17 protein-coding genes and 1 other annotated feature are annotated in these 22,691 nt (G+C 40.8%); of the genes, 1 reads left to right on the top strand and 16 read right to left on the bottom strand.

What is annotated here, in order from left to right; translation table 11 throughout:
• Window positions 1-365: 365 nt before the first annotated feature.
• The 8 genes from carB to AC4HAI_RS02315 form a co-directional block, all read right to left on the bottom strand.
• A complete protein-coding gene (gene carB / locus AC4HAI_RS02350) occupies window positions 366-3,545 on the bottom strand; it encodes a carbamoyl-phosphate synthase large subunit (RefSeq protein WP_491110266.1) in 3,180 nt (1,059 codons plus the stop codon).
• A gap of 168 nt (window positions 3,546-3,713) precedes the next feature.
• Entirely contained in the window at window positions 3,714-4,802 is a 1,089-nt protein-coding gene (locus AC4HAI_RS02345) for a carbamoyl phosphate synthase small subunit (protein ID WP_491078468.1), read from the bottom strand.
• A 47-nt stretch (window positions 4,803-4,849) separates the two neighbouring features.
• Window positions 4,850-5,776, bottom strand: a complete 927-nt coding sequence (locus AC4HAI_RS02340) for an aspartate carbamoyltransferase catalytic subunit (RefSeq protein ID WP_491078467.1) — start codon at window positions 5,774-5,776, stop codon at window positions 4,850-4,852.
• Window positions 5,777-5,780: 4 nt separating this feature from the next.
• Window positions 5,781-7,043: a uracil-xanthine permease family protein gene (locus AC4HAI_RS02335; protein ID WP_491110264.1), complete on the bottom strand. Its 1,263-nt coding sequence runs from the start codon at window positions 7,041-7,043 to the stop codon at window positions 5,781-5,783.
• Window positions 7,044-7,056: 13 nt separating this feature from the next.
• Window positions 7,057-7,578 carry a bifunctional pyr operon transcriptional regulator/uracil phosphoribosyltransferase PyrR gene (gene pyrR, locus AC4HAI_RS02330; RefSeq protein WP_491078465.1) on the bottom strand — a complete coding sequence of 174 codons (522 nt, stop codon included), beginning with the start codon at window positions 7,576-7,578 and terminating at the stop codon, window positions 7,057-7,059.
• A 197-nt stretch (window positions 7,579-7,775) separates the two neighbouring features.
• The gene (locus AC4HAI_RS02325) at window positions 7,776-8,669 is read right to left on the bottom strand and encodes an RluA family pseudouridine synthase (protein ID WP_491110263.1); all 894 of its coding nucleotides are present in this window, start codon (window positions 8,667-8,669) and stop codon (window positions 7,776-7,778) included.
• Window positions 8,653-9,123 (bottom strand): signal peptidase II, encoded by a 471-nt coding sequence (gene lspA / locus AC4HAI_RS02320; RefSeq protein WP_491078463.1) that lies wholly within the window; start codon window positions 9,121-9,123, stop codon window positions 8,653-8,655. Before lspA ends, AC4HAI_RS02325 begins: the two co-directional genes overlap by 17 nt.
• Window positions 9,124-9,133: 10 nt before the next feature.
• The gene (locus AC4HAI_RS02315; RefSeq protein ID WP_491110261.1) at window positions 9,134-10,039 is read right to left on the bottom strand and encodes a LysR family transcriptional regulator; all 906 of its coding nucleotides are present in this window, start codon (window positions 10,037-10,039) and stop codon (window positions 9,134-9,136) included.
• Window positions 10,040-10,315: 276 nt separating this feature from the next.
• Between AC4HAI_RS02315 and AC4HAI_RS02310 the strand changes: the two genes are divergently transcribed.
• A complete protein-coding gene (locus tag AC4HAI_RS02310; RefSeq protein ID WP_491078461.1) occupies window positions 10,316-11,470 on the top strand; it encodes a KxYKxGKxW signal peptide domain-containing protein in 1,155 nt (384 codons plus the stop codon).
• 135 nt (window positions 11,471-11,605) lie between these two features.
• Here the strand turns inward: AC4HAI_RS02310 and AC4HAI_RS02305 are convergent, their stop codons facing one another.
• The 8 genes from AC4HAI_RS02305 to AC4HAI_RS02270 all read right to left on the bottom strand — a co-directional run bounded on the left by AC4HAI_RS02305 (window position 11,606) and on the right by AC4HAI_RS02270 (window position 22,647).
• On the bottom strand, window positions 11,606-15,853 hold the full coding sequence (locus AC4HAI_RS02305; RefSeq protein ID WP_491110260.1) for a glycoside hydrolase family 70 protein: 4,248 nt from the start codon (window positions 15,851-15,853) through the stop codon (window positions 11,606-11,608).
• A 317-nt stretch (window positions 15,854-16,170) separates the two neighbouring features.
• Window positions 16,171-16,464 carry a 50S ribosomal protein L27 gene (gene rpmA / locus AC4HAI_RS02300; protein ID WP_447452327.1) on the bottom strand — a complete coding sequence of 98 codons (294 nt, stop codon included), beginning with the start codon at window positions 16,462-16,464 and terminating at the stop codon, window positions 16,171-16,173.
• A 24-nt stretch (window positions 16,465-16,488) separates the two neighbouring features.
• The gene (locus AC4HAI_RS02295; protein ID WP_491110259.1) at window positions 16,489-16,821 is read right to left on the bottom strand and encodes a ribosomal-processing cysteine protease Prp; all 333 of its coding nucleotides are present in this window, start codon (window positions 16,819-16,821) and stop codon (window positions 16,489-16,491) included.
• Between the two features lie 9 nt (window positions 16,822-16,830).
• Window positions 16,831-17,145, bottom strand: a complete 315-nt coding sequence (gene rplU / locus AC4HAI_RS02290; RefSeq protein ID WP_491078486.1) for a 50S ribosomal protein L21 — start codon at window positions 17,143-17,145, stop codon at window positions 16,831-16,833.
• A 39-nt stretch (window positions 17,146-17,184) separates the two neighbouring features.
• Window positions 17,185-17,258: a sequence feature (ribosomal protein L21 leader region), on the bottom strand.
• Between the two features lie 230 nt (window positions 17,259-17,488).
• Window positions 17,489-19,267 carry a GbpC/Spa domain-containing protein gene (locus tag AC4HAI_RS02285; RefSeq protein ID WP_491110257.1) on the bottom strand — a complete coding sequence of 593 codons (1,779 nt, stop codon included), beginning with the start codon at window positions 19,265-19,267 and terminating at the stop codon, window positions 17,489-17,491.
• A 102-nt stretch (window positions 19,268-19,369) separates the two neighbouring features.
• A complete protein-coding gene (locus tag AC4HAI_RS02280) occupies window positions 19,370-19,924 on the bottom strand; it encodes a GNAT family N-acetyltransferase (protein WP_491110256.1) in 555 nt (184 codons plus the stop codon).
• Window positions 19,925-20,139: 215 nt separating this feature from the next.
• On the bottom strand, window positions 20,140-21,357 hold the full coding sequence (thiI, locus tag AC4HAI_RS02275; protein ID WP_491110254.1) for a tRNA uracil 4-sulfurtransferase ThiI: 1,218 nt from the start codon (window positions 21,355-21,357) through the stop codon (window positions 20,140-20,142).
• A 141-nt stretch (window positions 21,358-21,498) separates the two neighbouring features.
• Window positions 21,499-22,647 carry a cysteine desulfurase family protein gene (locus tag AC4HAI_RS02270; protein WP_491078455.1) on the bottom strand — a complete coding sequence of 383 codons (1,149 nt, stop codon included), beginning with the start codon at window positions 22,645-22,647 and terminating at the stop codon, window positions 21,499-21,501.
• Between the last annotated feature and the right edge of the window lie 44 nt (window positions 22,648-22,691).

The raw sequence follows: 22,691 nt of genomic DNA, 5'->3' as shown, positions 1-22,691 counted from the left end.
TATTCCACCACAATCCCATCCGTGGAAACTTGCATCTTTCAAGCAATACCTTCATAAAATCGGAAAATCTTATGAAGAATTCAAACATGAGAGGAATACCTCTCAACCACTATTATAACCAATTTTCACTTATCTGACCGATTTTTTCAAGACATTATCAATTTCGATTGACAGTTTTTTTCTTGACACCATTTTATTTTCTATCAATAGAAAAAACAGTCATTAATCCTATCAATATCGAAAAATTCAATAAAGATAATCATTGGCTTTATCATTAGACTAAGGGACTGAGCAATTTACCTTAACAAAACAATGTCTAATGCTATATATAACAACAGCTGGGCTAAATGACTAGTAAATGAACTTTATATTGCTTGTGTCGTGAAACTACGACTTTCTAGCACACGAACCATAGCATCTGCGGTATCTAATGCTGTAAAGAGAGGGACACCTGCTTCTATAGCGGCACTGCGTATAGTCTGTCCATCTTCATCAGCAGTACGCTTAGTCCCAACAGTATTGACAATCGCCTGTACAAGACCCTTGCGAAGAAGGGCTGGAATATCATTAGCATCATCTTCTCCTAACTTATTAACTAGGATCGGGTTGAGTCCATTAGCCTCAAAATACTCGGCAGTTCCAGAAGTAGCGTAGATACCATAACCAATAGCATCAAAACGCATAGCCAAATCAAGAGCTTCTTCCTTAGTGTCATCATGGATAGTAAAAATGACATTTCCAAAGGTAGGAAGATGTAGATAACTAGCCTCAAATGCCTTATAAAGTGCCTTTTCAAGCGTCCTATCTGATCCCATGACTTCACCAGTAGATTTCATTTCAGGTCCTAAAAGGCTATCAACCTTAGCTAACTTGGTGAAGGAGAAGACAGGAGCTTTAACGTGGACATTTGAACTTGCTGGATAAAGACCATCCTTATAACCCAGATCAGCTAGACTCTGACCTAGAATCAACTGGGTCGCCACCTGCGCCATCGGAATATCCGTAACCTTAGATAGGAATGGTACCGTACGACTAGCGCGTGGGTTGACCTCAATGACATAAACCTTTTCATCATGGATAACAAACTGAATATTCATCATACCAATACAATTAAGCCCAATCGCTAAACGCTTGGTATAGTCCGCAATCGTATCAATAATATCTTGCGAGAAGGTTTGGGGTGGGTAAACCGCCATGGAATCTCCGGAATGCACTCCTGCCCGCTCAATATGCTCCATAATACCTGGAATCAGTACATCTTTACCATCAGAGATAGCATCAACTTCACATTCTCTTCCTACTAAATAAGAATCTACAAGTACAGGATGGTCTGGACTGGCTTTAACAGCTGTGCGCATATAAGAACGTAGATCCTCTTCGTTTTCCACGATTTCCATAGCACGGCCACCAAGAACGTATGATGGACGAACCAAGACAGGAAAACCAATCTCACGGGCGGCTTCTATGGCTTCTGCTTCATTTGTTGCCGTATGTCCAGGAGGTTGTGGAATATCCAAATCCTTAAGAGCTTGTTCAAAAAGATCACGATCTTCAGCACGATCCAAATCTTGAACCTGAGTACCAAGGATCTCAACACCTGCTTGAGAAAGAGGTTCAGCCAAATTGATAGCAGTTTGCCCCCCAAATTGAACGATAACCCCCTTAGGTTGCTCCAAATCTATGACATTCATCACATCCTCAAAGGTTAGAGGCTCAAAATACAACTTATCAGAAACAGAGAAATCTGTAGAGACAGTTTCTGGATTTGAATTCATAATAATAGCTTCATAGCCAGCTCTTTGAAGGGCCTTAACTGAGTGAACGGTTGCATAGTCAAACTCAACCCCTTGACCGATACGGATAGGGCCAGAACCAAGTACAATGACAGACTCCTTTTCGGTCCTGATAGACTCATTTTCAAAAGCATAAGTTGAATAAAAATAGGGTGTAGAGGATTCAAATTCTGCAGCACAGGTATCCACCATCTTATACACCGGAACAATGCCATTATTCAAGCGCAACTCACGAATGTCTGCTTCGGTGATATTCCATAATTCGGCAATCTTACGATCCCCAAAACCAAAACGCTTAGCCTCTTTGAGAGCATCGATATTATTGATGGAAGTCTTTAACAGATCTTCAATCTCAGAGATATGCAGCAACTTATCCAAGAATAAGAGATCAATCTTAGTCAATTCTGCAATTTCCTCAATCGTAAATCCTCTTCGGATTGCCTCAGAAATATAGAATAGACGATCATCTTGAGCTTTAACAATTTTTTCTAAGAGAGCATCATCAGTAACATGAGCCAACTCAGGGATCTCATTATGATGCACACCGATTTCAAGAGAACGACAAGCTTTGAGCAGACTCTCTTCAATATTACGCCCAATAGCCATAACCTCTCCAGTAGCCTTCATCTGAGTGCCTAAAAGTCTCTCACCATTTTCAAATTTATCAAATGGAAAGCGTGGAAGTTTAGCAACAACATAGTCCAAAGCTGGTTCAAACATGGCATAAGTTGATCCTGTAACTGGATTAATCATCTCATCCAATGTCAAACCAACGGCAATCTTCGCTGCTAGCTTAGCAATAGGATAACCCGTAGCTTTGGAAGCTAAAGCCGATGAACGAGACACACGTGGATTAACCTCAATAACATAATATTTGAAGCTATTAGGATCCAAGGCTAACTGAACGTTGCATCCTCCCTCGATATTAAGAGCACGAATAATTTTTAGACTAGCGTCGCGCAACATCTGATTTTCAATATCAGAGAGCGTTTGCGTTGGAGCAAAAACGATAGAATCACCTGTATGAATTCCAACTGGGTCAAAGTTCTCCATGTTACAAACTACTAAGGCATTATCAGCACTATCCCTCATCACTTCATATTCAATTTCCTTGAAACCAGCAATCGAACGCTCAATCAGACATTGGGTAACAGGGGAGAGTTTCAATCCATTCTCAGCTATTTCACGCAGCTCTTCTTCATTGGCACACATCCCTCCACCAGTACCGCCAAGCGTAAAAGCTGGACGAACAATAACAGGATAACCAATTTTATCTGCAAAATCGAGAGCCTCATCCACCGTATTAACAATCTCAGATTCTGGAATTGGTTGGTCTAATTCTTCCATTAATTGCTTAAAGAGGTCACGATCCTCAGCCTGATCAATAGCCGATAGTTTAGTCCCCAATAGCTCGACACCAAGCTCATCCAAAATACCAGAATTAGAAAGCTCCATCGCCATGTTTAACCCAGTTTGGCCACCAAGTGTTGGCAGCAAAGCATCTGGGCGCTCCTTACGCAAGATGCGCGTAACAAACTCTACCGTAATAGGCTCGATATAAACACGATCAGCAATTTCTTTGTCGGTCATAATGGTCGCTGGATTAGAGTTGACCAAAACAACTTCATAACCCTCCTCACGTAGAGCCAGACAGGCTTGAGTTCCAGCATAGTCAAACTCTGCAGCCTGACCGATAACAATAGGACCAGAACCAATAACCATAATTTTCTTAATATCTAAACGTTTTGACATAACTTATGATACAAATTCCCTAGAATCTTTGATAATCACCTAAACATTGATCCATCTGGAATGCTTTAGAGGATAACCTAGCAAAAATCTGGAATGCGCTCGACCTAAGTCGAACACCTTGTATCTTCTCCTTTCTATCATTTGTGTCTCTCAGGACAGCATTAAATATTAGCGACTAGCTTGCTCTAATTTAAAAGCATCTATCAATTCAAGGAATTCATCAAAGAGATAGCTGGCATCATGTGGACCCGGCGCCGCATCTGGATGGTACTGAACTGAAAAAGCTGGATAATCCCTGTGACGCACACCTTCGACCGACTTATCATTGATTTCTTCATGAGTTACCATTAGACAATCCGGCAGTGTCTCACGATCAACAGCATAGCCATGATTTTGACTAGTAAAATCAACACGACCAGTAGCAATCTCACGCACCGCATGGTTGAAACCACGGTGACCAAACTTCATCTTATAAGTTTGCGCACCATTAGCTAAACTAAAGAGTTGATGACCCATACAGATACCAAAAATAGGTATTTTACCCTGAATACCACGAATCATCTCCAATGCTTCTGGTACATCCTCCGGATTTCCAGGACCATTGGAAAGCATAACACCGTCTGGATTTAATTGCAAAATTTCTTGAGCTGTCGTGCTATAAGGAACGACTGTTACGCTACAATGGCGTTTAGAAAATTCTTGTAAAATGGAGTGTTTAAGTCCAAAGTCTACTAAGACAATATTTTTGCCTACCCCAGGGGCTGGATAAGCTGTTTTGGTAGAAACTTGCTCGATATTGTTAGTTGGAAGTACTGTCGCACGTAATTGATCCTGAAGGTGATCGAGGCTATCACCATCATTAGCAATAGTCGCTTTCATCGTACCATGCTGACGAATAATTTTAGTCAATGCACGCGTATCAATACCTGAAATTCCAGGAATATTTTTTGATTTGAAAAACTCATCCAAAGACATTTGGTTGCGCCAATTACTGGCTAAACGAGCATGCTCAGATACCACAACTCCCTTACAAGTCGGTGTAATAGACTCATAGTCGTCACGGTTAATCCCGTAGTTACCTACCAAGGGATAAGTGAAAGTCAAAATTTGTCCATTGTAAGACTGGTCTGTAATAGATTCCTGATAACCAGTCATCCCAGTATTAAAAACAATCTCACCTGTAACATCTATACCAGCACCAAAAGCCTGACCTTCAAAAATAGTGCCGTCTTCTAAAATAAGTAATCTCTTTACCATATAATTTCCTTTCACTCTATCTCAACTACCTACAGGCGTATATGAAGCTAAGTTTTACCATTCAAAATAGCTTCAATGATCGCCATACGAACATATACACCATTTTGCATTTGGGCCACAATCCTTGATTTTGGAGCTTCAACTAATTGATCTGCAATCTCAACATCACGATTGACAGGTGCCGGATGCATAATGATAGCACTGTCTTTCATGCGCTTGTAGCGATCCTCTGTCAGACCAAACTGCTGATGATAAGTCTTCTTCGAAAAACTATTAGCCCCATCATGACGCTCATGCTGAACCCTTAGAAGCATGAGAACATCTACCTTATCAACAATAGCGTCGATAGCCTCAAATTGCCCATAAACATCAAAATCACTAGAATACCACTCTTTGGGACCGCAGAAGTAAAGCTGGGCTCCTAAGCGCTTGAGAATTTGCATGTTGGACTTAGCAACCCTCGAATGCGTTAAATCACCAGCAATAGCAACAGATAAACGATCAAAATGTCCAAATTCCTGATAAATAGTCATCAAATCCAATAGACTCTGACTAGGATGTTGACCCGATCCATCACCACCGTTAATGATAGACGCCTGAATACTCCGACTATCAATCAAATCTTTATAATAATCGTCCTGATTATGTCGAACTACGCAGATATCCACTCCCAGGGCTGACATAGTTAAGATAGTATCATAGAGAGTCTCACCCTTATTGATAGAGCTAGTTTTGGCATCGAAGTCAATGACATCCAATCCTAACTTTTTTTCAGCAACCTCAAAAGACTTATGCGTCCTAGTCGAATTTTCAAAAAAGAGATTGGCTGCCATATACTGTCGATCTAACTGTATTTGAGCTTGACCAGATTTAAAGGCAATTCCTCGTTTAATCAATCCTAGGACTTCTTCGTTCGTCAAAGTTTCCATTGTGACCAGATGCTTTAGAGAGACACCTTCATTTATAACAACCATGCTATCATTCCTTTTCTGGTAAAATTTGGTACAGAATAATTCCTAGTAATGTTGAAAATGCCACACTAGTGATTTCAAGACCTGTAATTTTCAAGGTCAAACCGCCAATACCTGAAACCAAGATAACACTAGCAATAAAAAGATTTTTCTTATTATCCAGATCGATCTTATTCTCGATCAAAATTTTCAGTCCACTGGCGGCAATAACACCAAAGAGAGCGATAGAAACACCACCTAAAACGGCCGATGGGATTGACTGCAAGAGGGCTGAAACCTTACCAACAAAACTCATGATTATAGCCAGAATTGCCGCCCCTGCGATCACATAAACGGAGAAAATTTTATTAAGGGCCATAACACCGATATTTTCACCATAAGAAGTTACAGGCGGTGCCCCAAAAATCCCAGCAACAATCTGCGCCAGACCATCTCCTGTCAGAGTACGCTCCAAACCAGGATCTTTAAAGAAATCTCGTCCCGTCAAGCTATTTAACACCATAATATGTCCAAAATGTTCTGTCATAGTTACAAAGGCAATCGGTGCCATGGTTAAAACAGCACTGGGGTAAAACTTAAAATGACCCTTTGTCAAGAAAATATGGAAATCAGGTAGATCAAGCCAGGATGCCTGAGCTACGCCTGAGAAATCAACTAAGGGGTGGCCACTAACTGCTCCTACCACAATAGCAAAGCCGTAACCAACAATAAGCCCTAGCAATATGGGAACAACAGCCACAATCTTTTTACCATAAAGGTTAAATGCAATAACAGAAAACAGGGTGACCATGGCAACAAGCAAGCTGATACCGCTGTAATTACCATCTTTTGTCATAGCATCATTGACGGCTGATGTTGCTAGGCTAAGCCCAATAACCATGATAATAGGTCCAACAACAATCGGTGGCAAAACTTTATCAATCCAATTCTTACCAGCAAACTTGACAATAATAGCTACGATTAAGTAGACTAAGCCACCAGCTATCGCCCCTTGAGCGACAGCTGGCATGCCATCAGTCTTCATCAATGTCTGCATAGTCGCTATGTAGGCAAAGCTAGAGCCCATATAAGCCGGGATCTTGTACTTAGTAACTGATAAGTGAACAAGAGTACCTAAACCGCTTGAAAATAAAGCTATAGCTGGATCAATCCCGACTAAAATAGGAACCAAGACAGTTGCTCCAAACATAGCAAATAAATGTTGCAGTGATAGTCCAAGAAGCAACCCTGCTTTAGGCCTATCAGATATATCATAAGCAAGCTTATTCATAGTATCCCCTTTTTTATTTCGATTCACTGATAAAGACACAGTCCCTGCCATCGACCTCAGTCATCTCCACCGTAATCTCCTCGGTAGACCTAGTCGGAATGTTTTTTCCAACATAATCCGCTCGGATTGGTAATTCACGATGGCCTCGATCAACCAAGACTGCTAAACTAACCCGGGCTGGACGCCCCAGACTGACTAGATTATCAATGGCTGCTCGGATAGTGCGTCCAGTATAAAGGACATCATCTACTAGAATCACATCACGTCCTGTAATATCCACAGGCATTGTTGTCGTATCCTCCTCAGCCCTAATATCATCACGAAAATGCTTAATATCAAGCTCTCCAGCAGGGACATCAACATTTTCAAGCTGTTTAAGGCGCTCTTGTATGCGACGAGCAATATAGACCCCTCGAGTCTTGATGCCTGCCAGAACGACATTCTCTAGACTTTTATTCCGCTCAATAATCTCATAGGTGATACGTGTAATAGCACGCTTCATTGTCACATCATCTACAATTTCTTTTACTTTCATACGACAGCTTCCTCTTCAATAAATTATGAAAAAATCTCCTTGCTTTCACAAGGAGATTACACAAAATCAAGGTCAGAGTACAACTCACCCTTACCTCATTAATATCGTGACTCCTTGCCTGTCTCTCTGGACCGGATTAAAGGATCATATTCATTTAACACATTGTAACAGATAATGACTATCAAATCAAGCTTAGATCAGACTTTTCTTAATCTTTCTAGAGTTTCTTGAAAAATGCTAGGCGGTTCTGCAGAAAATTCCAACTCCTCACCGGTAGATGGATGGGTAAAACCAAGCGTTTTGGCATGAAGAAATTGCCCTTGCCCCTTCAGAGTCTTTTTGGGACCGTACAAAGGATCTCCTGCAATAGGATGGCCAATATAAGCCATATGAACCCTGATCTGATGCGTACGTCCTGTTTCCAATCGTAACTCAACCAAAGTATAGTCGCCAAATCGCTCTAAGACCTTAAAATGGGTTACAGCAGGTTTTCCCTTGGCATTTACAGCCTGCTTCTTACGATCTTTTTCTGAGCGACCAATAGGAGCTTCAATCACCCCCCTATCATTTGGTAAATTACCGTGAACTATAGCAACATACTTACGCAAGGATTTCTTCTGCTTCAATTCCTCAGCTAATCTCTGATGAGCCTGATCATTTTTAGCAATCATCAACAGCCCCGACGTGTCCTTATCAATACGATGAACAATACCAGGACGGACCACACCATTGATGGATGAAAGATCTTTGATATGAAACATCAGCGCATTAACTAAGGTACCAGAACTATGACCAGCTGACGGGTGAACCACCATTCCCTGAGGCTTATTGATAATAGCAACATCATCATCTTGATAGATAATATCTAGAGGGATATCTTGTGCTGAATATTCCAAAACAACCTCTTGAGGTGCTTCGTAGGTAATAATATCTCCTAGCTTAACAGCATATTTAGCCTTTTTAGCCTGACCATTGACCAAGACAGTCCCTGCCTTGATAGCATCATTAGCCTGAGAACGCGATAGCTCCGTCAAATCTGCCAGTGCTTTATCAAGGCGAACACCTTCAAACTCATTAACTGTTACTTGCATGGTCACCTTCCTTCCATAGGGCAATCAGCATCACCACTACACCAATACTTAAAAAACTATCAGCCAGATTGAAAATAGCAAAGTCTATAAAATCTAATTCAATCATATCGACCACGTAGCCAAGACGTAAACGATCGATAAAATTTCCTAAACCACCCGCTATAATCAAAATCAGACTAGAAACTATCCAAAGAGAACCATCTTTGTGGTACCAGAGGTAGACAACAGCTGCACCGATCACCAAAAGCGTCATTAGTGCAAAAAACCACTGCTGGTTCTGTAAAATAGAAAAAGCTGCGCCATAATTTCGAACATAGGTCAAATGAAATACGAAAGGTAAAAAGGGACGCTCACCCTGCAAGGCTATCCTATCGACAACCCAATACTTGGACCATTGATCTAGTGCGATCAAAAAGAGAACAACTATAGGTATAAGTTGATGTCGTAATTTCACAGTAATCCCCCTATGGTCTATAAGTATCAAAGTAAATACGCATCTCTTTTATAAATTGAAGTGCATACGCTGACAAGGCTGTGTCTACACGTTTGACATAGACCATCTTATTGTCCAGATCATCTTCCATAGGAATGACAGCTATGCCATTCACACTTCTACTATCTAAAAAACCTGATCCAGTCGCATAAGCATCTGTACGTTCTAAAATACCATTTAAAGTGGCACGATCCGTCACATTAAATAACAAGGAACTATCAGACGTATCTATAAAGTTCTCAGAATAGTAGGGATATTCATCTTTTTCTTGAGTAAAACGTACAGTCGGTAAATTGCTTAGATCATCTACAGTTAAAACAGACTTTTTAGTGAGAGGATGGTCCTTACGCAGATAGATATGTGTTTTAAAGGGAATCAACTCAACGAGCTCCAACCCCAACTTATCCAGTTTTTGCTGAATACCTTTGCTATTTCGCCGATTCATATAAATAATCCCAATCTCACTATGTCCCTGACTGACCTCATCTAAAATTTGTACAGTCGTCGACTCAAAAATCCTCAACTCTCTATACTCAGGATATTTTTGCGAGAAGGCAGTCATTAAAGGAGGCAAAAAATCATAGTGCTGACTGGCTATCGAAAATTGAGGGGCCCCCATATCAGGATTGGTGTATTGTTTTTCAAAACTATCAAAACTTTTAACCACATCCAAAGCTTTCTCATAAAAAACCATACCCTGACTGGTCAAAACAGCACCTGTAGTCGTACGTGTAAAAATCTGAAATCCCAACTCTGTTTCCAAATCTTTTACAGCAACAGACAAGCTTGGCTGACTGACAAAAAGTTTGGAAGCAGCCTCACGGAATGTCCCGCTATTGGCAATAGAAACTACATAACGTAATTGTTGGATATTCATTAGTCATCCCTTCATAATATCATTGGCTTTATTATAGCAAAAATTGATCTATTAGAACATCTCAACTCTTCCCTTCTTTGAAGAGGGTCTCAAAATCCCAAAACAGCACTAGTCTTTTAAGCCACTATTTCTATCAACGTTATCTTCATTGCTGTTTATTATTTAATATTTCGTTAAGATTACAATATCTAATCATTTCAGAGACCATAAACATTTCTTAACATATTATGTTACAATGAACAGGTCTTACGACAATTGCATAGGGAGGTAATAAGAATGCAAGGAAAGACAACTTATAAACTACACAAATCCAAAAAGCACTGGGTAACGATAGCTGGAACACTGACAGCGCTGTCAGTATCCCTACTTGCGTCCAGCAATCCAGCTAAAGCTGATGAGCAAAAAGCTCAGAGTACTCCTGCTGATTCTGGTGCTATCATTGCAAAACCAGGAAGTGGTTTAGAATCACAAGCTACTGTACAACAACCAGCATCAGTAGCTCCTGCTGCAACTTCAGAATCTACAGCTGCTACTCAAACACAAGAAGCTAATCAAGCGCAACAAAGCTGGCAGCCTGTTCAAACTGATAAGGAAACTTCTTCTACTGTTGAGACTGCAGCCAAGGCTGTGACACAAACGACACCAGCATCTACTGCGACTGTTGAAGAAAATACTCAATCAACTAGCTCTAGCACAGGTAGCCATTGGTATACTGTTCCTGATACAAGATACAGTTATTACTATGGCAATGATGGCAAGATTGTAACAGGCTACCAAACGATTGATGGTAAGCAATACTACTTCTCAGAACAAAATGGTCAACAGCTGAAAGGTATTGGTACAGACAGTACTGGTAAAGCTATCCGCACTGATTATGATACTGGTGAAATCCTAGACGCTAACCTTAAGCGTAATACTTTCCATAGAGAAAACGGTGTGAACACTTGGTACTACGTTGATGCAGAAGGTCATCTAGCAACTGGTTGGCAAAACATCAATGGTCAAACACTATACTTCAACCAAGATGGTAAGCAAGTCAAAGGACATACTGCTCAAATTGGAGATAGCCTTTACTACTTCGATCCAGATTCTGGAGAAATGATAACCAATCGCTTCGTCTTAGTACCACATCACTATACACGCGGCTATCCTTCAGGTGCTGTCGGTGATAAAGCTTGGATCTACCTCAAAGAAGATGGTAAGGCTGCCTATGGTAACTTCGAGCTAAATGGTAAGCTCTACTACTTTAATTCCGATCACTTCCAAGTCAAGGGAGAAGCCATTGAAGCTGGAAAAGATGCAAACGGTGAGCAACTCTACCGCTTCTATGATTATAACTCTGGAGAAGCTGTAAAAAACAGAACTGTTAAAGCTCGTACAGGTACATTTGAAATCGGAGCTGATGGTTTAGGTAAACGCATTAGCTACTAATCATCAATATATATTTAAAACCAGACGGGCTAAGCCTGTCTGGTTTTACGATCCACGATATGACAAAAGTCGTTTGGGAGTTATTCCCAAACGACTTTTGCAATTATAATAGACACTCTCTATTGATAACACTTATTAACGACCAAAGAAGAAACGATCACGGGCAATCCCATCTTCTCCAATGACGTAGTAACGATCACCAACTTTAACAGTTCTATTAAAGACTTGATCTCCTGAATCAGCATCATAGTAACGTAAACGACGATCTGCTCCACGTACAAGATTACCCTTAACTTGCTGACCATTAGCTGTAAAGTAGAGACGTTGACCATTAATCACACGAGCACCTGTTACAGCAACACCATCTTCACCAAGGTAGAACCAGTGTCCTTCATTATCTTGAACAAAACGATTGGTCCACATTTCACCTGAATCGGCATCGTAATAGCGAACTTGGCCATTATCATGACGGAAACCACCTTTAACTTGCTGACCATTAGAGCCGAAGTAAAGTTTTTGGCCATTAATCGTTTGAGCACCTGTTACAGCTGTTCCATCAGCTCCAAGGTAGAACCAGTGTCCAGCTGCATCAGATACAAAACGGTTGGTCCACATTTCACCTGAATCAGCGTCGAAATAGCGAAGCTTACCATCTTGAGAAGTTGCAAACTCACCTTTGACTTGTTGACCATTAGATTCAAAGTAAAGATTTTGACCGTTAATCTTTTGGAGACCAGTAACAGCCTTACCATCTCGACCTAGGTAATACCAGTGTCCAGCATTGTCTTGCATAAAGGCATTTTGTACAGCATTACCACTATGAAGGTCAAAGTAGTAAACATCACCATTAACTGTAACAAATTCACCCTTAGTTTGGATACCATCTTTATCAAAGTATTGAAGATTGCCATCAACAGCATCTACCCCTACAGACATCACACCATTGCGGAAATAACGCCAATCGTTACCAAATTGGAAGTAGCCATTTTCATAACGTTTACCGTCATTAGCAAAGTAATAAGATTTACCATCTGCATCTTTATAGATACTGTTACGTAGAGCAACACCATTATCAAGGAAATAATAGTTAGCACCATCGATAGACTGCATACCAGTTACCATGTAACCATTTTCTCCGAAGTAATAGAGATTACCACCCTCATTGATAAAGGCCTTCTTCACTTGAGCTCCAGTAGTACTTGACTTGTAGATATATCCAGTACCATCAAACTGAATACCACTTTCAACCACTTCTCCAAGAAGTGCACTTGGTAAGAATACATTTTCTTTATTGACAGTGAAATATTGATTAGATACTTGATCATTTAGAACATAGTCAGAACCACGTCCAAGAATATTAGAACCGTTGAAGTACTTAGCAGACCATACTTTGATTTTCTCTGATGGATCAATCGGTTGACCTGTAGAAATTTGGAGACGCTCGAAAATTTCTGGATACTTGGCTTGCAGCTCATCAAGGAATTCCCCACCATACTTAGCTTGATAGTCATTTCCGCTACCTTTAGTGTCTGTAACATAAAGCGTTCCCTTGATATCACTACCTGCAGTAGGGACACCAAATTTATCTGTACGTGTTACCGTTACGACTTCTTTTTCTGGGAAAGTGTACATTTGGTCTGGAACCCAGTCAGCCATAACTTTCATACCAGCTTTATGAAGAGCTTTAATAGCTGCTACTAACTGATCAGCTGTACCATATTTATTTGGCTTAGAAATACCCAAGTCATAACGGTCTGTAAAGGCATAACCATTCTGAATAACAGAGTCAAGGAACTGACCGTCAGTTGATGACAAGTATTGAGGTGCCATCTCAAAGTCAGTGATTCCCCATGATTTGAAGGTATCCACATTTTTAGCGATGACTACATTCGTATATTCATCTTCAGTTCTTGCAAAGGCTTGGAAGTTTGAGAAGCCTTCATACATCACACGAGAATCTAAAGCTGCATCTTGATGCAATGAACGTCCATCAGTACTTGCTGCATCTGAGGCTGCTACACGGATATCCTGATCATCAGAAGCTCCTACAGGTACCCAGACTTGAAGGAAACCAGAAATTTGTGGGTTAGCTACTCCCTTGAGATCATCATTCAAGAAGTAAAGGTAACCATTTTCATCAGTACGCTTGACTAGTCCAGCTCCTTGCGCCTCAGCATCAGAATTGTAGATAGCTACACCCGTTTCAGTAGAAACCAACATAGCACGATATTCTTGGTTGGCATGAGCAGCACCCATGTTAAGCGCTACAACATTTCCTTGTAAATCAAATCCAGGTTGATTACCCATAACAACACCTACACCTGATGTACGTGTTGTTGCATCACCCTTATCGCTCTCTTTAAGCGCACCCTTACCATAACGAACAGAAGTAAGGATCTCACCATTACCGATATTATAGTTTTGCATGCGCTGTCCACCAGACACATACTTAATACGAGCTTTAAGAAGTGATTCAATCGCATCGTAGTTTACAGTCTTATTAGCCATATAATGACCATCATCTGTAAACATATCCCCGTAATAAACACGTGGAATAGAACCTTTATTAGTCAACAGAAGCGTATAAGATAGTGGCACATTGTAGTGTGTGTACTTCTTATCTGTTTTCTTCAAGTCTTCGTTATAAATTTTAAAGGCTTGATCGATTTCTTCTTGAGTAAAGGAATAACCAAAGGAGTTAGGATTGATTTCTGCCTTGATGATATCACGGATCAGATCCTGAACTTCACTGTCATGAGCACGTGCAAAGCTATAGCTTGGAACCTCTTCTACTTCACGGTCATCAACCTCACGGTCAACCACACTGTTGTGAATCAAAGGATTAAGCCCTGAACGAATAGCAGTTGGTTTAGCCAAAGACCAAAGCATAGACAAGCGGAATTTGTTGTCCATATTCATCAAATTGTCGCCTTCATCGTGCAGATATGGAGTGTCGTTATTGCTCCATGCTTCTACAATAGAGACATGGTCGTTGGCATTTTTATTATTTTCATTAATTTTGTATGCTGCTTTCAAGTAATCACTTGAAATTTGAAGCAAGTCAGCATCGACATTATCCACCGCATCAACACGGATAGAGTCAAAGTTAGCTTCTGGGTCATTAGCATAGATGCTTCCAAAATTCATCAAATAGTGTAGCCAGTTCAAGCTTTCTGCCTGAACGACTGGATTGGAATTATCAACATCGTTAGCTAAGAGATATTCATAACCACCCAATGGATCATCAGGGTTGTAAGTATAACGTGAATCTAAAACACCTGTTTGAGCACTCGGTGTACGATTGAGCAAGCGGTAATCAGACTCAGTATCTGGTGTCAACGGTGCGTCATTATCAAAGCGTAAAGCACCATTTTGAAGGTGACTATCATATGGTTTTTCACTTTCACCATTCCATTGAGACTGGGTCTTGACAAAAGCTGAGATGGCCTCACGCAACCAAGCTACATTTTGCTCTGAAGTAATACGCTGCTCAATACGTGCTTGAATTACCTCAGATGCTGCTTGCAAATCACTAACAGATGCATCGTTTGAAAATTCTTTATCGATACCAAGCACATTATTCATGTAATTAACATAATTGCGCTTAGTTTCTGTGTCTGGCCACCAAGCCATCAACAAAGGACGAAAATCCTCTGATGTTGACTCTGTCCACTTTTGACCATCTTTTAAGATGTATTTTGGACGGTACCAAGAATCAGCTGTCAAATAACCATCGATAGCTTCAAAACTATCAGCTGATGTGTCATAAGCACGATTGTTGGAAACAAAGGTAGTTGTCTCAGCACTAGTAGCTGAAGATGCTTGATTAGCATTAGCACGAGCCGATGTATTCTTCAAAGCACCTGTCGCATCGAAGTAATAGACTTTTCCTTCATGACTGAAAGCGAAGTTTTTCTTAGCTTCACCATCTTGATCGATATAGTAGTATTTACCATCGATTTCTTTAACATTTGGAACAGAAGCTAACGATTGATCAGCTGTCTGTGTTGTAACAGAAGTCTCTTCATCAGCTTGTACATCTGCTGTAGCAACCCTTTGGACATCATTAGATACAGCTGCTTTTTGAGCTACAGGCGCTTGTACTTCATCAGCTTGTACTGCTTCTTGTCCAGCTTCATTACCTTCTGACGTTGCAGTCGCAGCGACATCAGAAGAAGGAGCTACTTGCTCTTGCTCTTGATCCGACTGTGTCTGCTCTCCAGCAACAATAGGTTGGCTAGCATCATCTACAGGCGCTACATTTGTATCAGCGCTCGCTGCAGATGCTCCAATAGCTGAAGCCAACATTGTCGCAGACGCAACCGAGATGGTTACCCATCTTTTCTTGACCTTATGCATTTTAAAACGTTCTTTCCTCTCCATGAATGGAGTCCTCCCAATTTGAAAAAAGTTATTGCTCAAAAATATAATAATCTTTAAGCTCCGTTTAATTTTAACATTATATCTAATATATTACAAATATTTTGTCATATATCTACAGCTAATTCTTCAATATCACACGTATAACCAGAGTTCTAAGCCCTTATCTTCTCTTGTTTTTAATACTTTACTAATTTTTTTGATATTTTCACTTTAAATGTAGTGCCATGTATAATAAGCACCTAGAATTTATAGCTAGAAATAAAAAAACTCAAACGGTCTACGCTATCAGACCGTTTGAGTTTTGGTTATGTATGAGCTTATTTAGCGATTGGGTAAACAGATACTTGTCTCTTATCGCGCCCTTTACGCTCAAAACGAACAACGCCTTCAACCTTAGCAAAAAGCGTATCATCTCCACCACGACCAACATTGGCACCTGGATAGATATGAGTTCCACGTTGACGGTAGAGAATTGATCCACCAGTTACAGTTTGACCATCAGCTGCTTTAGCACCGAGGCGTTTGCTTTCTGAGTCACGTCCGTTTGATGTAGAACCTCCACCTTTTTTGTGGGCGAAGTATTGCAAGTTAGAAAGATTAAGTTTAAGCATAGTATTTTCCTTTCGTTGTAAACATTATTGAATAATAGGCTGGGCAACATACTCACTAGAATTTTCAGCAAGATTCTCAAATCCAATCACTACAGATTGAAATAAGTTTTGCCAAACCTGATTTTGTTTAGAAGTCATCCCAGAAGGTTTAGAAGTTCTGAGATAACCACCACCATCTCTTAATTCCACAATTGGCTCCAATCCAGTCATCACCTCTACAGAATTAATAAAGTTGAGGGTCAGCATAGAAATGGAAGCACAAATCACATCAAAGCCATACTCACCACTGCCAGCGTGGCCAGTCACTAACATTTCTGACCAACCGGAAGCGTCTCGTATAAATGTAGCTTCAATCATTATGCAAAATTAAGCATTGATAGCGTTGATAACAACTTTAGTGTAAGGTTGACGGTGACCTTGTTTACGGTGGCTACCTTTTTTAGGCTTGTATTTGAAGGTAACAACTTTCTTTTGCTTACCTTGCTTCTCAACAGTCCCAACAACAGTAGCACCTTCCACAACTGGAGTACCAACTTTAGTTGTTTCTCCACCAACAAGAACAACGTGATCAAATGTCACTTCTGCTCCTGCTTCAACGTCAAGTTTTTCAACATAGATAGCTTGACCAACTTCAACTTTAACTTGCTTACCACCTGTTTTGATGATTGCGTATGTGCTCATCATGCACCTCCTATAAGATTTGATTGTGAAGGAAATCTCCTTCATGTGAAGACTCGCCTTGTATCGTGAGTACAAAACTGCTTAAAACGATAGTCGTGCGGTTGCACAGGATGTGCATACTAGTCAACAATAGTATTTTAGCATTCTCAATTCATTATGACAAGATAAAAGTTTAAACAGATTCTCAGTAAAGAATTATCCTTCTATTCGTGTGACATCGAAACCTTTATCCCATAAAAAAACGACAAACCAAGACCTAGTCCCAATTTATCGCTTTATAGTTGATGCTACAAATCAGAACAAGGTATAACAACTAAGTCGCTACTTCCTTGTTACTGATAGATTAATCATTGTTTTTAGACTTTGATTTGAATCCAAAGAAGGTCAGGATACCCATAACGATAGACACAAGACCAAAGCTTGAAACAGCTGTAGACATAGCCTGATCACCAGTTTGTGGAAGCTCTTGCTCTGCTACTGGATCGCCCTGCTCAGGGGTCACATTGACAGAAGCAACCGGCTTATTATTCTTTGGAGCTGGTGTTTTTGGTGTGGCCGTGATATCCAACGGTGGTTTTTCTTTAAGCACTGGAGGTGTTGGCATAGCAGTGATAACTACTACACGGTTCTTGTGCCATTGAGCTGTAGGAACCTCAAGATCAGGAACGCCTGGCTCTGTTGGAGGAACTGGTGCTTCTCCTGGTGGTTGAGGAACTGCAACTACCGAGTTAACAGCGAACCAGATCGTTGTCGGCAAGTACTGATCATTTCCACCCACAGTGAAGGTGAAAGGCTCACCCTTATAGGTCATTGCCCCTGCACCATAGTAGGCAGTACCAGAACGTGGGGTACCATCTGCATTGATAGCATCCCAACCAGTATCGCCATCACCATTGAAAGTTGCACCATTAGACTTGTACTGGTTATCCTTATCAGAATAGATAGAATCCCCATGCAATTTGACAGATGAGCCAGGAATTTGGATAAATTCATTATTTCCTAGGCTCACTTTTTCAACGTGGTCACCAAAGTCAGTTGTCCAATGGTTCAACGATGACAAGCTCATGATCGAGCGGTTGTCAGAGAGATCGATTGGATTGCCGTTTTCATCGTAGAAGGTAATCTGCATCGTGATGGAAATTTCATCCTGACGTCCTTCACGTGAAGTTTGTGCTCCGATAAAGATCGTCTTAGTCGGATCATGGTAGAGCTGAACTAAGGCGTTATTATCGTTATTTGTTGTACTATCAAGTTTATAAGTGGAAACAACCTTAGCAATTTTCTTATCGTTATAGGTTGAGTTTTTGATGTTTTCGTAAGTTACGGTAACCGTATCTCCGACATTCATCTTGAACCAAGTATCTTCATTTGGGGCATAGCCATTCTCAGCAGAAAAGTCAGCATCTGTATATTTATCGGTGTTATACTGAGCGAGAATATCATCTGTACTGTGTGCTGCTCTGACATCTTTTTTAAGATAGCTATTGACCCCTTCGATAGTAAAGGTCGCTTCTGGTTCATTAGTAAAGATCAATCCTTGAGCTGTCTCAACACGACCAGCACCAATACCTTGATCCACTAATTTCTTATACTCGTCATAGGCAGCCTTTTTAGCTTCATACTCTTTTAGCTGCTCTTGATAAGCGGCAAGATCTGCCTTGTACTTTTCTTGCTCTTGAGGCAACTTAGCTAGAGCTTCATCGTGAGCTGCTTTAGCCTTATTGTATTCCTCAATCGTTTGTTGAATTTTTTGAGCTTGTTCTTTATTATCCGCATCAGCTGCTTCTACAGATGGTTGTACTTGAAGCTCAGTCTCTTCCAAGGCTACACCAGCACCTTGTGCTGCTTGCTTAGCATCCTCTAACTCTTGTGAAGTCACTTCGGATGTTGTTGTCGTTGTATTACCCTCAACCTTTTTATCAACTTCAGTTACTGTAGGAGCAACTGCTGATGATTCTGGTGTCGCAGTTGCTTGATCAGCAGCAGGTGCCACCTCAGCGCTAGCAGGTGCAGCAGATGACGCCTCATCTGCATAAGCACGATCTGCCAAAGCAGCTCCGGATGCCATAACGAGTACCAAGCTACTTAGCAAGGTAACTCTTGAATACTTCTTATTCGACATATTCTTCTCCCTATATGTTAAAAATATTAAGTTACTTTTCAGTAACCTTCTTGTAATAAGTTATCACAATTAATTTAAAGTATCAAGCTTTTTAACTCAGTCTTAAAATTTTTTCAATCCGACAGTAACGCCTGCTCCCTCTATCACTTCTATCATTTCAGCAAACGCCCCTATTTGGAACGTATCACGATTTACCAAAACTTGATAAATCTCACTATTCTCATAATAGAGATAGTTCGTCATCCGGTAACCATTGGCTTGATAAAATGCGAATCGGCTTGCTCGCTGATCAAGATTTGGTGCTTCTTCTCCCAGAGGCTCAATAACTAGGTAAATAGGACGATTATCAGCTTTCTCTGCCACAATTTCAAGAATAGAGCTGCCATAGCCTTGTGAACGCTTAGGGGGAGAAACAGCTAAAAACAGGAGGTAGTAAACCTCATCAGACTGAAGGCTATAGGTGAAACCAACAAACTCCCCACCATCGTAATAAGCCATAAAATCCGCCTGACCAGATTCGGATTTCTCAAGCAACCACTGCCAGTCTAAACGCTCTTCCGCTGGAAAAGCAGAAAAATAAAGCTCCTGAACCTTATCTCTTATCGAAAGATTCCATTCGCTCTCTGGCAAGATAGTCAATTTGCTTGATAGATTCATTTGTTGCTTTTCTTTCTGTGAATAAAATGTGAACAGGTTTGCCTGATTTGTTGAGTCCAACGATGACCAGTTGATCTTTACCAGTGTTTCTTACTTTGGCAACTTGACTAGAATCGGCGTCCGAAACAAATACTGAATAGGTCTTTCCATTAGAATAAATACGCGAATATCATAACAGCCATTAAAACTCCCAGATATTGCACATTTATAATCTCCTACAATAAGCCCTTAATCATATCATCTACAGCGTCATTTTGACCTTCCGGTGTGATTTCAGAAACCATAATGCCTTGAACAGCACGATCAATAAGGCCTTCAACATCGAGTCGTGCTTCATATTGTTCAACATTTTTGATCTTTGGATTAGTCTTAGGGCGATCAGGAGCGAAGATAGTACAACAGTCTTCAAAGGGTTGGATAGAGATGTCAAAAGTATCTATCTTTTGAGCAATATCAATGATTTCAAGCTTATCCATAGTCACAACTGGACGGATAACAGGGGTATTTGTTACCGCATTGATAGCCGTCATCGACTCCAGAGTTTGACTCGCTACTTGTCCCAGACTTTCCCCATTAATAATCACTAAACCATGACGTTCTTCACGGATACGATCAGTAATACGCATCATAAACCGGCGTGTCAAAGTCATCAAGTATGCTTCAGGCGCTTTAGCCTTGATTTCTTCCTGAATTTCAGTAAAAGGAACTTCGATAAATTGAATATTGCCACCAAATCTCGTCAATTTACGAGTCAAATCATGGGCTTTTTTGAGCGCACCAGGACTAGTATAAGGAGGGCTGGCAAAGTGGACAGTCTCAATATCGACGCCTCGCTTAAGAGCAAGATAACCAGCGACCGGAGAGTCAATCCCACCTGAGAGCATGAGCATACCTTTGCCTGCTGTACCTACAGGCAGCCCACCTGCTCCTTTCACCTCTTCATGTGAGATATAGATAGCTTCCTGTCTGACCTCAACTTTCAAGTTGACATCAGGCTTTTTCATCTGGGCTGTGATAGCTGGCAAAACATCAAAGACAGAGTTACCAAGATATTGATTGAGCTCACGACTATCTAACTCAAAGTCGTGGTCACTACGCTTAGCAGTGATTTTGAAGGTCATACCATCTTGATAAAGATCTGTCATAATCTCTTGAACAGCTTTTTTGAGGATATCCAGATCTTTCTCAACCTTATAAACAGGGGAAAAAGCTTGAATCCCAAAGATGAGCTTGAGACTCTCCGCCACCGTGTGATAATCTGTCCCATTAAGAAAAACATGGCCACGATCCCGATCGGCACTCACCTTAACATCTGGATACACAGATAAAACATCTTGAATCGTCCGCTTGAGCTTGTTGATAAAGCGCATACGGTTTTTTCCCTTAGTTGACAATTCACCATAGCGAATCATAATTTCTGAATACTGTAACATGTTGTATCTTTTTCCTTTTACTCTTGTTCTATTCATCATTACTAAAAACTATTAATCAGAATAAGCCTAAAAAGTCAAAGGATTACCCAAAATGCAATCACACTCTCATTTTTAGCTGCTGACTATCCCGATTAAAAGTATTTATGCTCTTACTTTTTGTGTTCTGTCATACACTTGCTTAAAAATCGTTAGAAACTGCTCTACTTGACTCATATCATTGTCATCATCCAGGCTGATTCGGACAGCTGTCTGAGCGATTTTTGTTGGGACACCCATGGCAATCAGTGTTCCGGCTGGTTTTCCTGCTTTTGAGGAGCAGGCACTGGTAGTTGAAATATAAATCTCATGTTCTTCAAAAGCGTGGACAATGACTTCACCACGAACTCCTTTGATACCAAGCGTTAGGATGTTAGGAGCAAAGTCATCAGTTGGCTCTGAGAAAATATGGATATCCTGATACTGACTCAAAGCCTTGTAAAGAGTTTCCTTCATTTTCGAAATCCTAGGAAGAGCCAGTCCTTCCTTGTCCATAACAAGACGAAGCGCTTTAGCCATACTAGCAATTCCTGCAACATTTTCAGTCGTTGAGCGCATGTCACTCTCTTGACCGCCTCCAGTTAGTAAAGGACTTATACGCTTGCCTGCCTTCTTATAGAGGAAACCAACCCCTCGCACAGCATGAAATTTATGACCTGAAAACGAGGCCAAATCTACACGATCCGTTAAATATCTAGCCGTTGGAATCTTGCCGATAGCCTGAACCGCATCGACATGGAAGGTAATAGTCGGCTTGTCTGCCAAAAGATCTGAAATAGCTTGAATGGGTTGAATAGCACCGATTTCATTATTGACAGCCATAATAGACACTAAGATCGTATCCGAGCGCAAGAGTTGCGCCAAGCTATCTACCTTGACAAATCCTCGTTCGTCAACCGGTGCAAAATCGACATCAAATCCCTGATGAGCTAACCATTGCGCCGTCTCCTTGACAGCCGGATGCTCAACATCTGACACGATGATATGTTTTCCATAAGCCGCTTTTTCAAAAGCAGTTCCTTTTATGGCCCAATTATCACCCTCAGTCCCACCAGAGGTAAAGAAAATCTCTTCTGAAGAGACTCCAAGTAGGGCTGCAATCTGCTGACGAGAGGCCTCTAAGATACGGGTCGACTTATCCCCTAGATTGTGCAAACTAGAGGGATTGCCAAACATCTTTGTCGCTACTTCTTGGTAGGTATGTAAGGCTTCAGAATAGGGCTGGGTCGTTGCTGAGTTATCAAAATAAATCATAATATATCCTCAAAAAATCAATTAGCTTCATTATAGCACAAAAG

This window comes from Streptococcus sp. ALY_208 (genome assembly GCF_058314295.1).
Note: the sequence above shows the minus strand (reverse complement) of the source record. Positions and strands in the feature narration are given on the sequence as shown.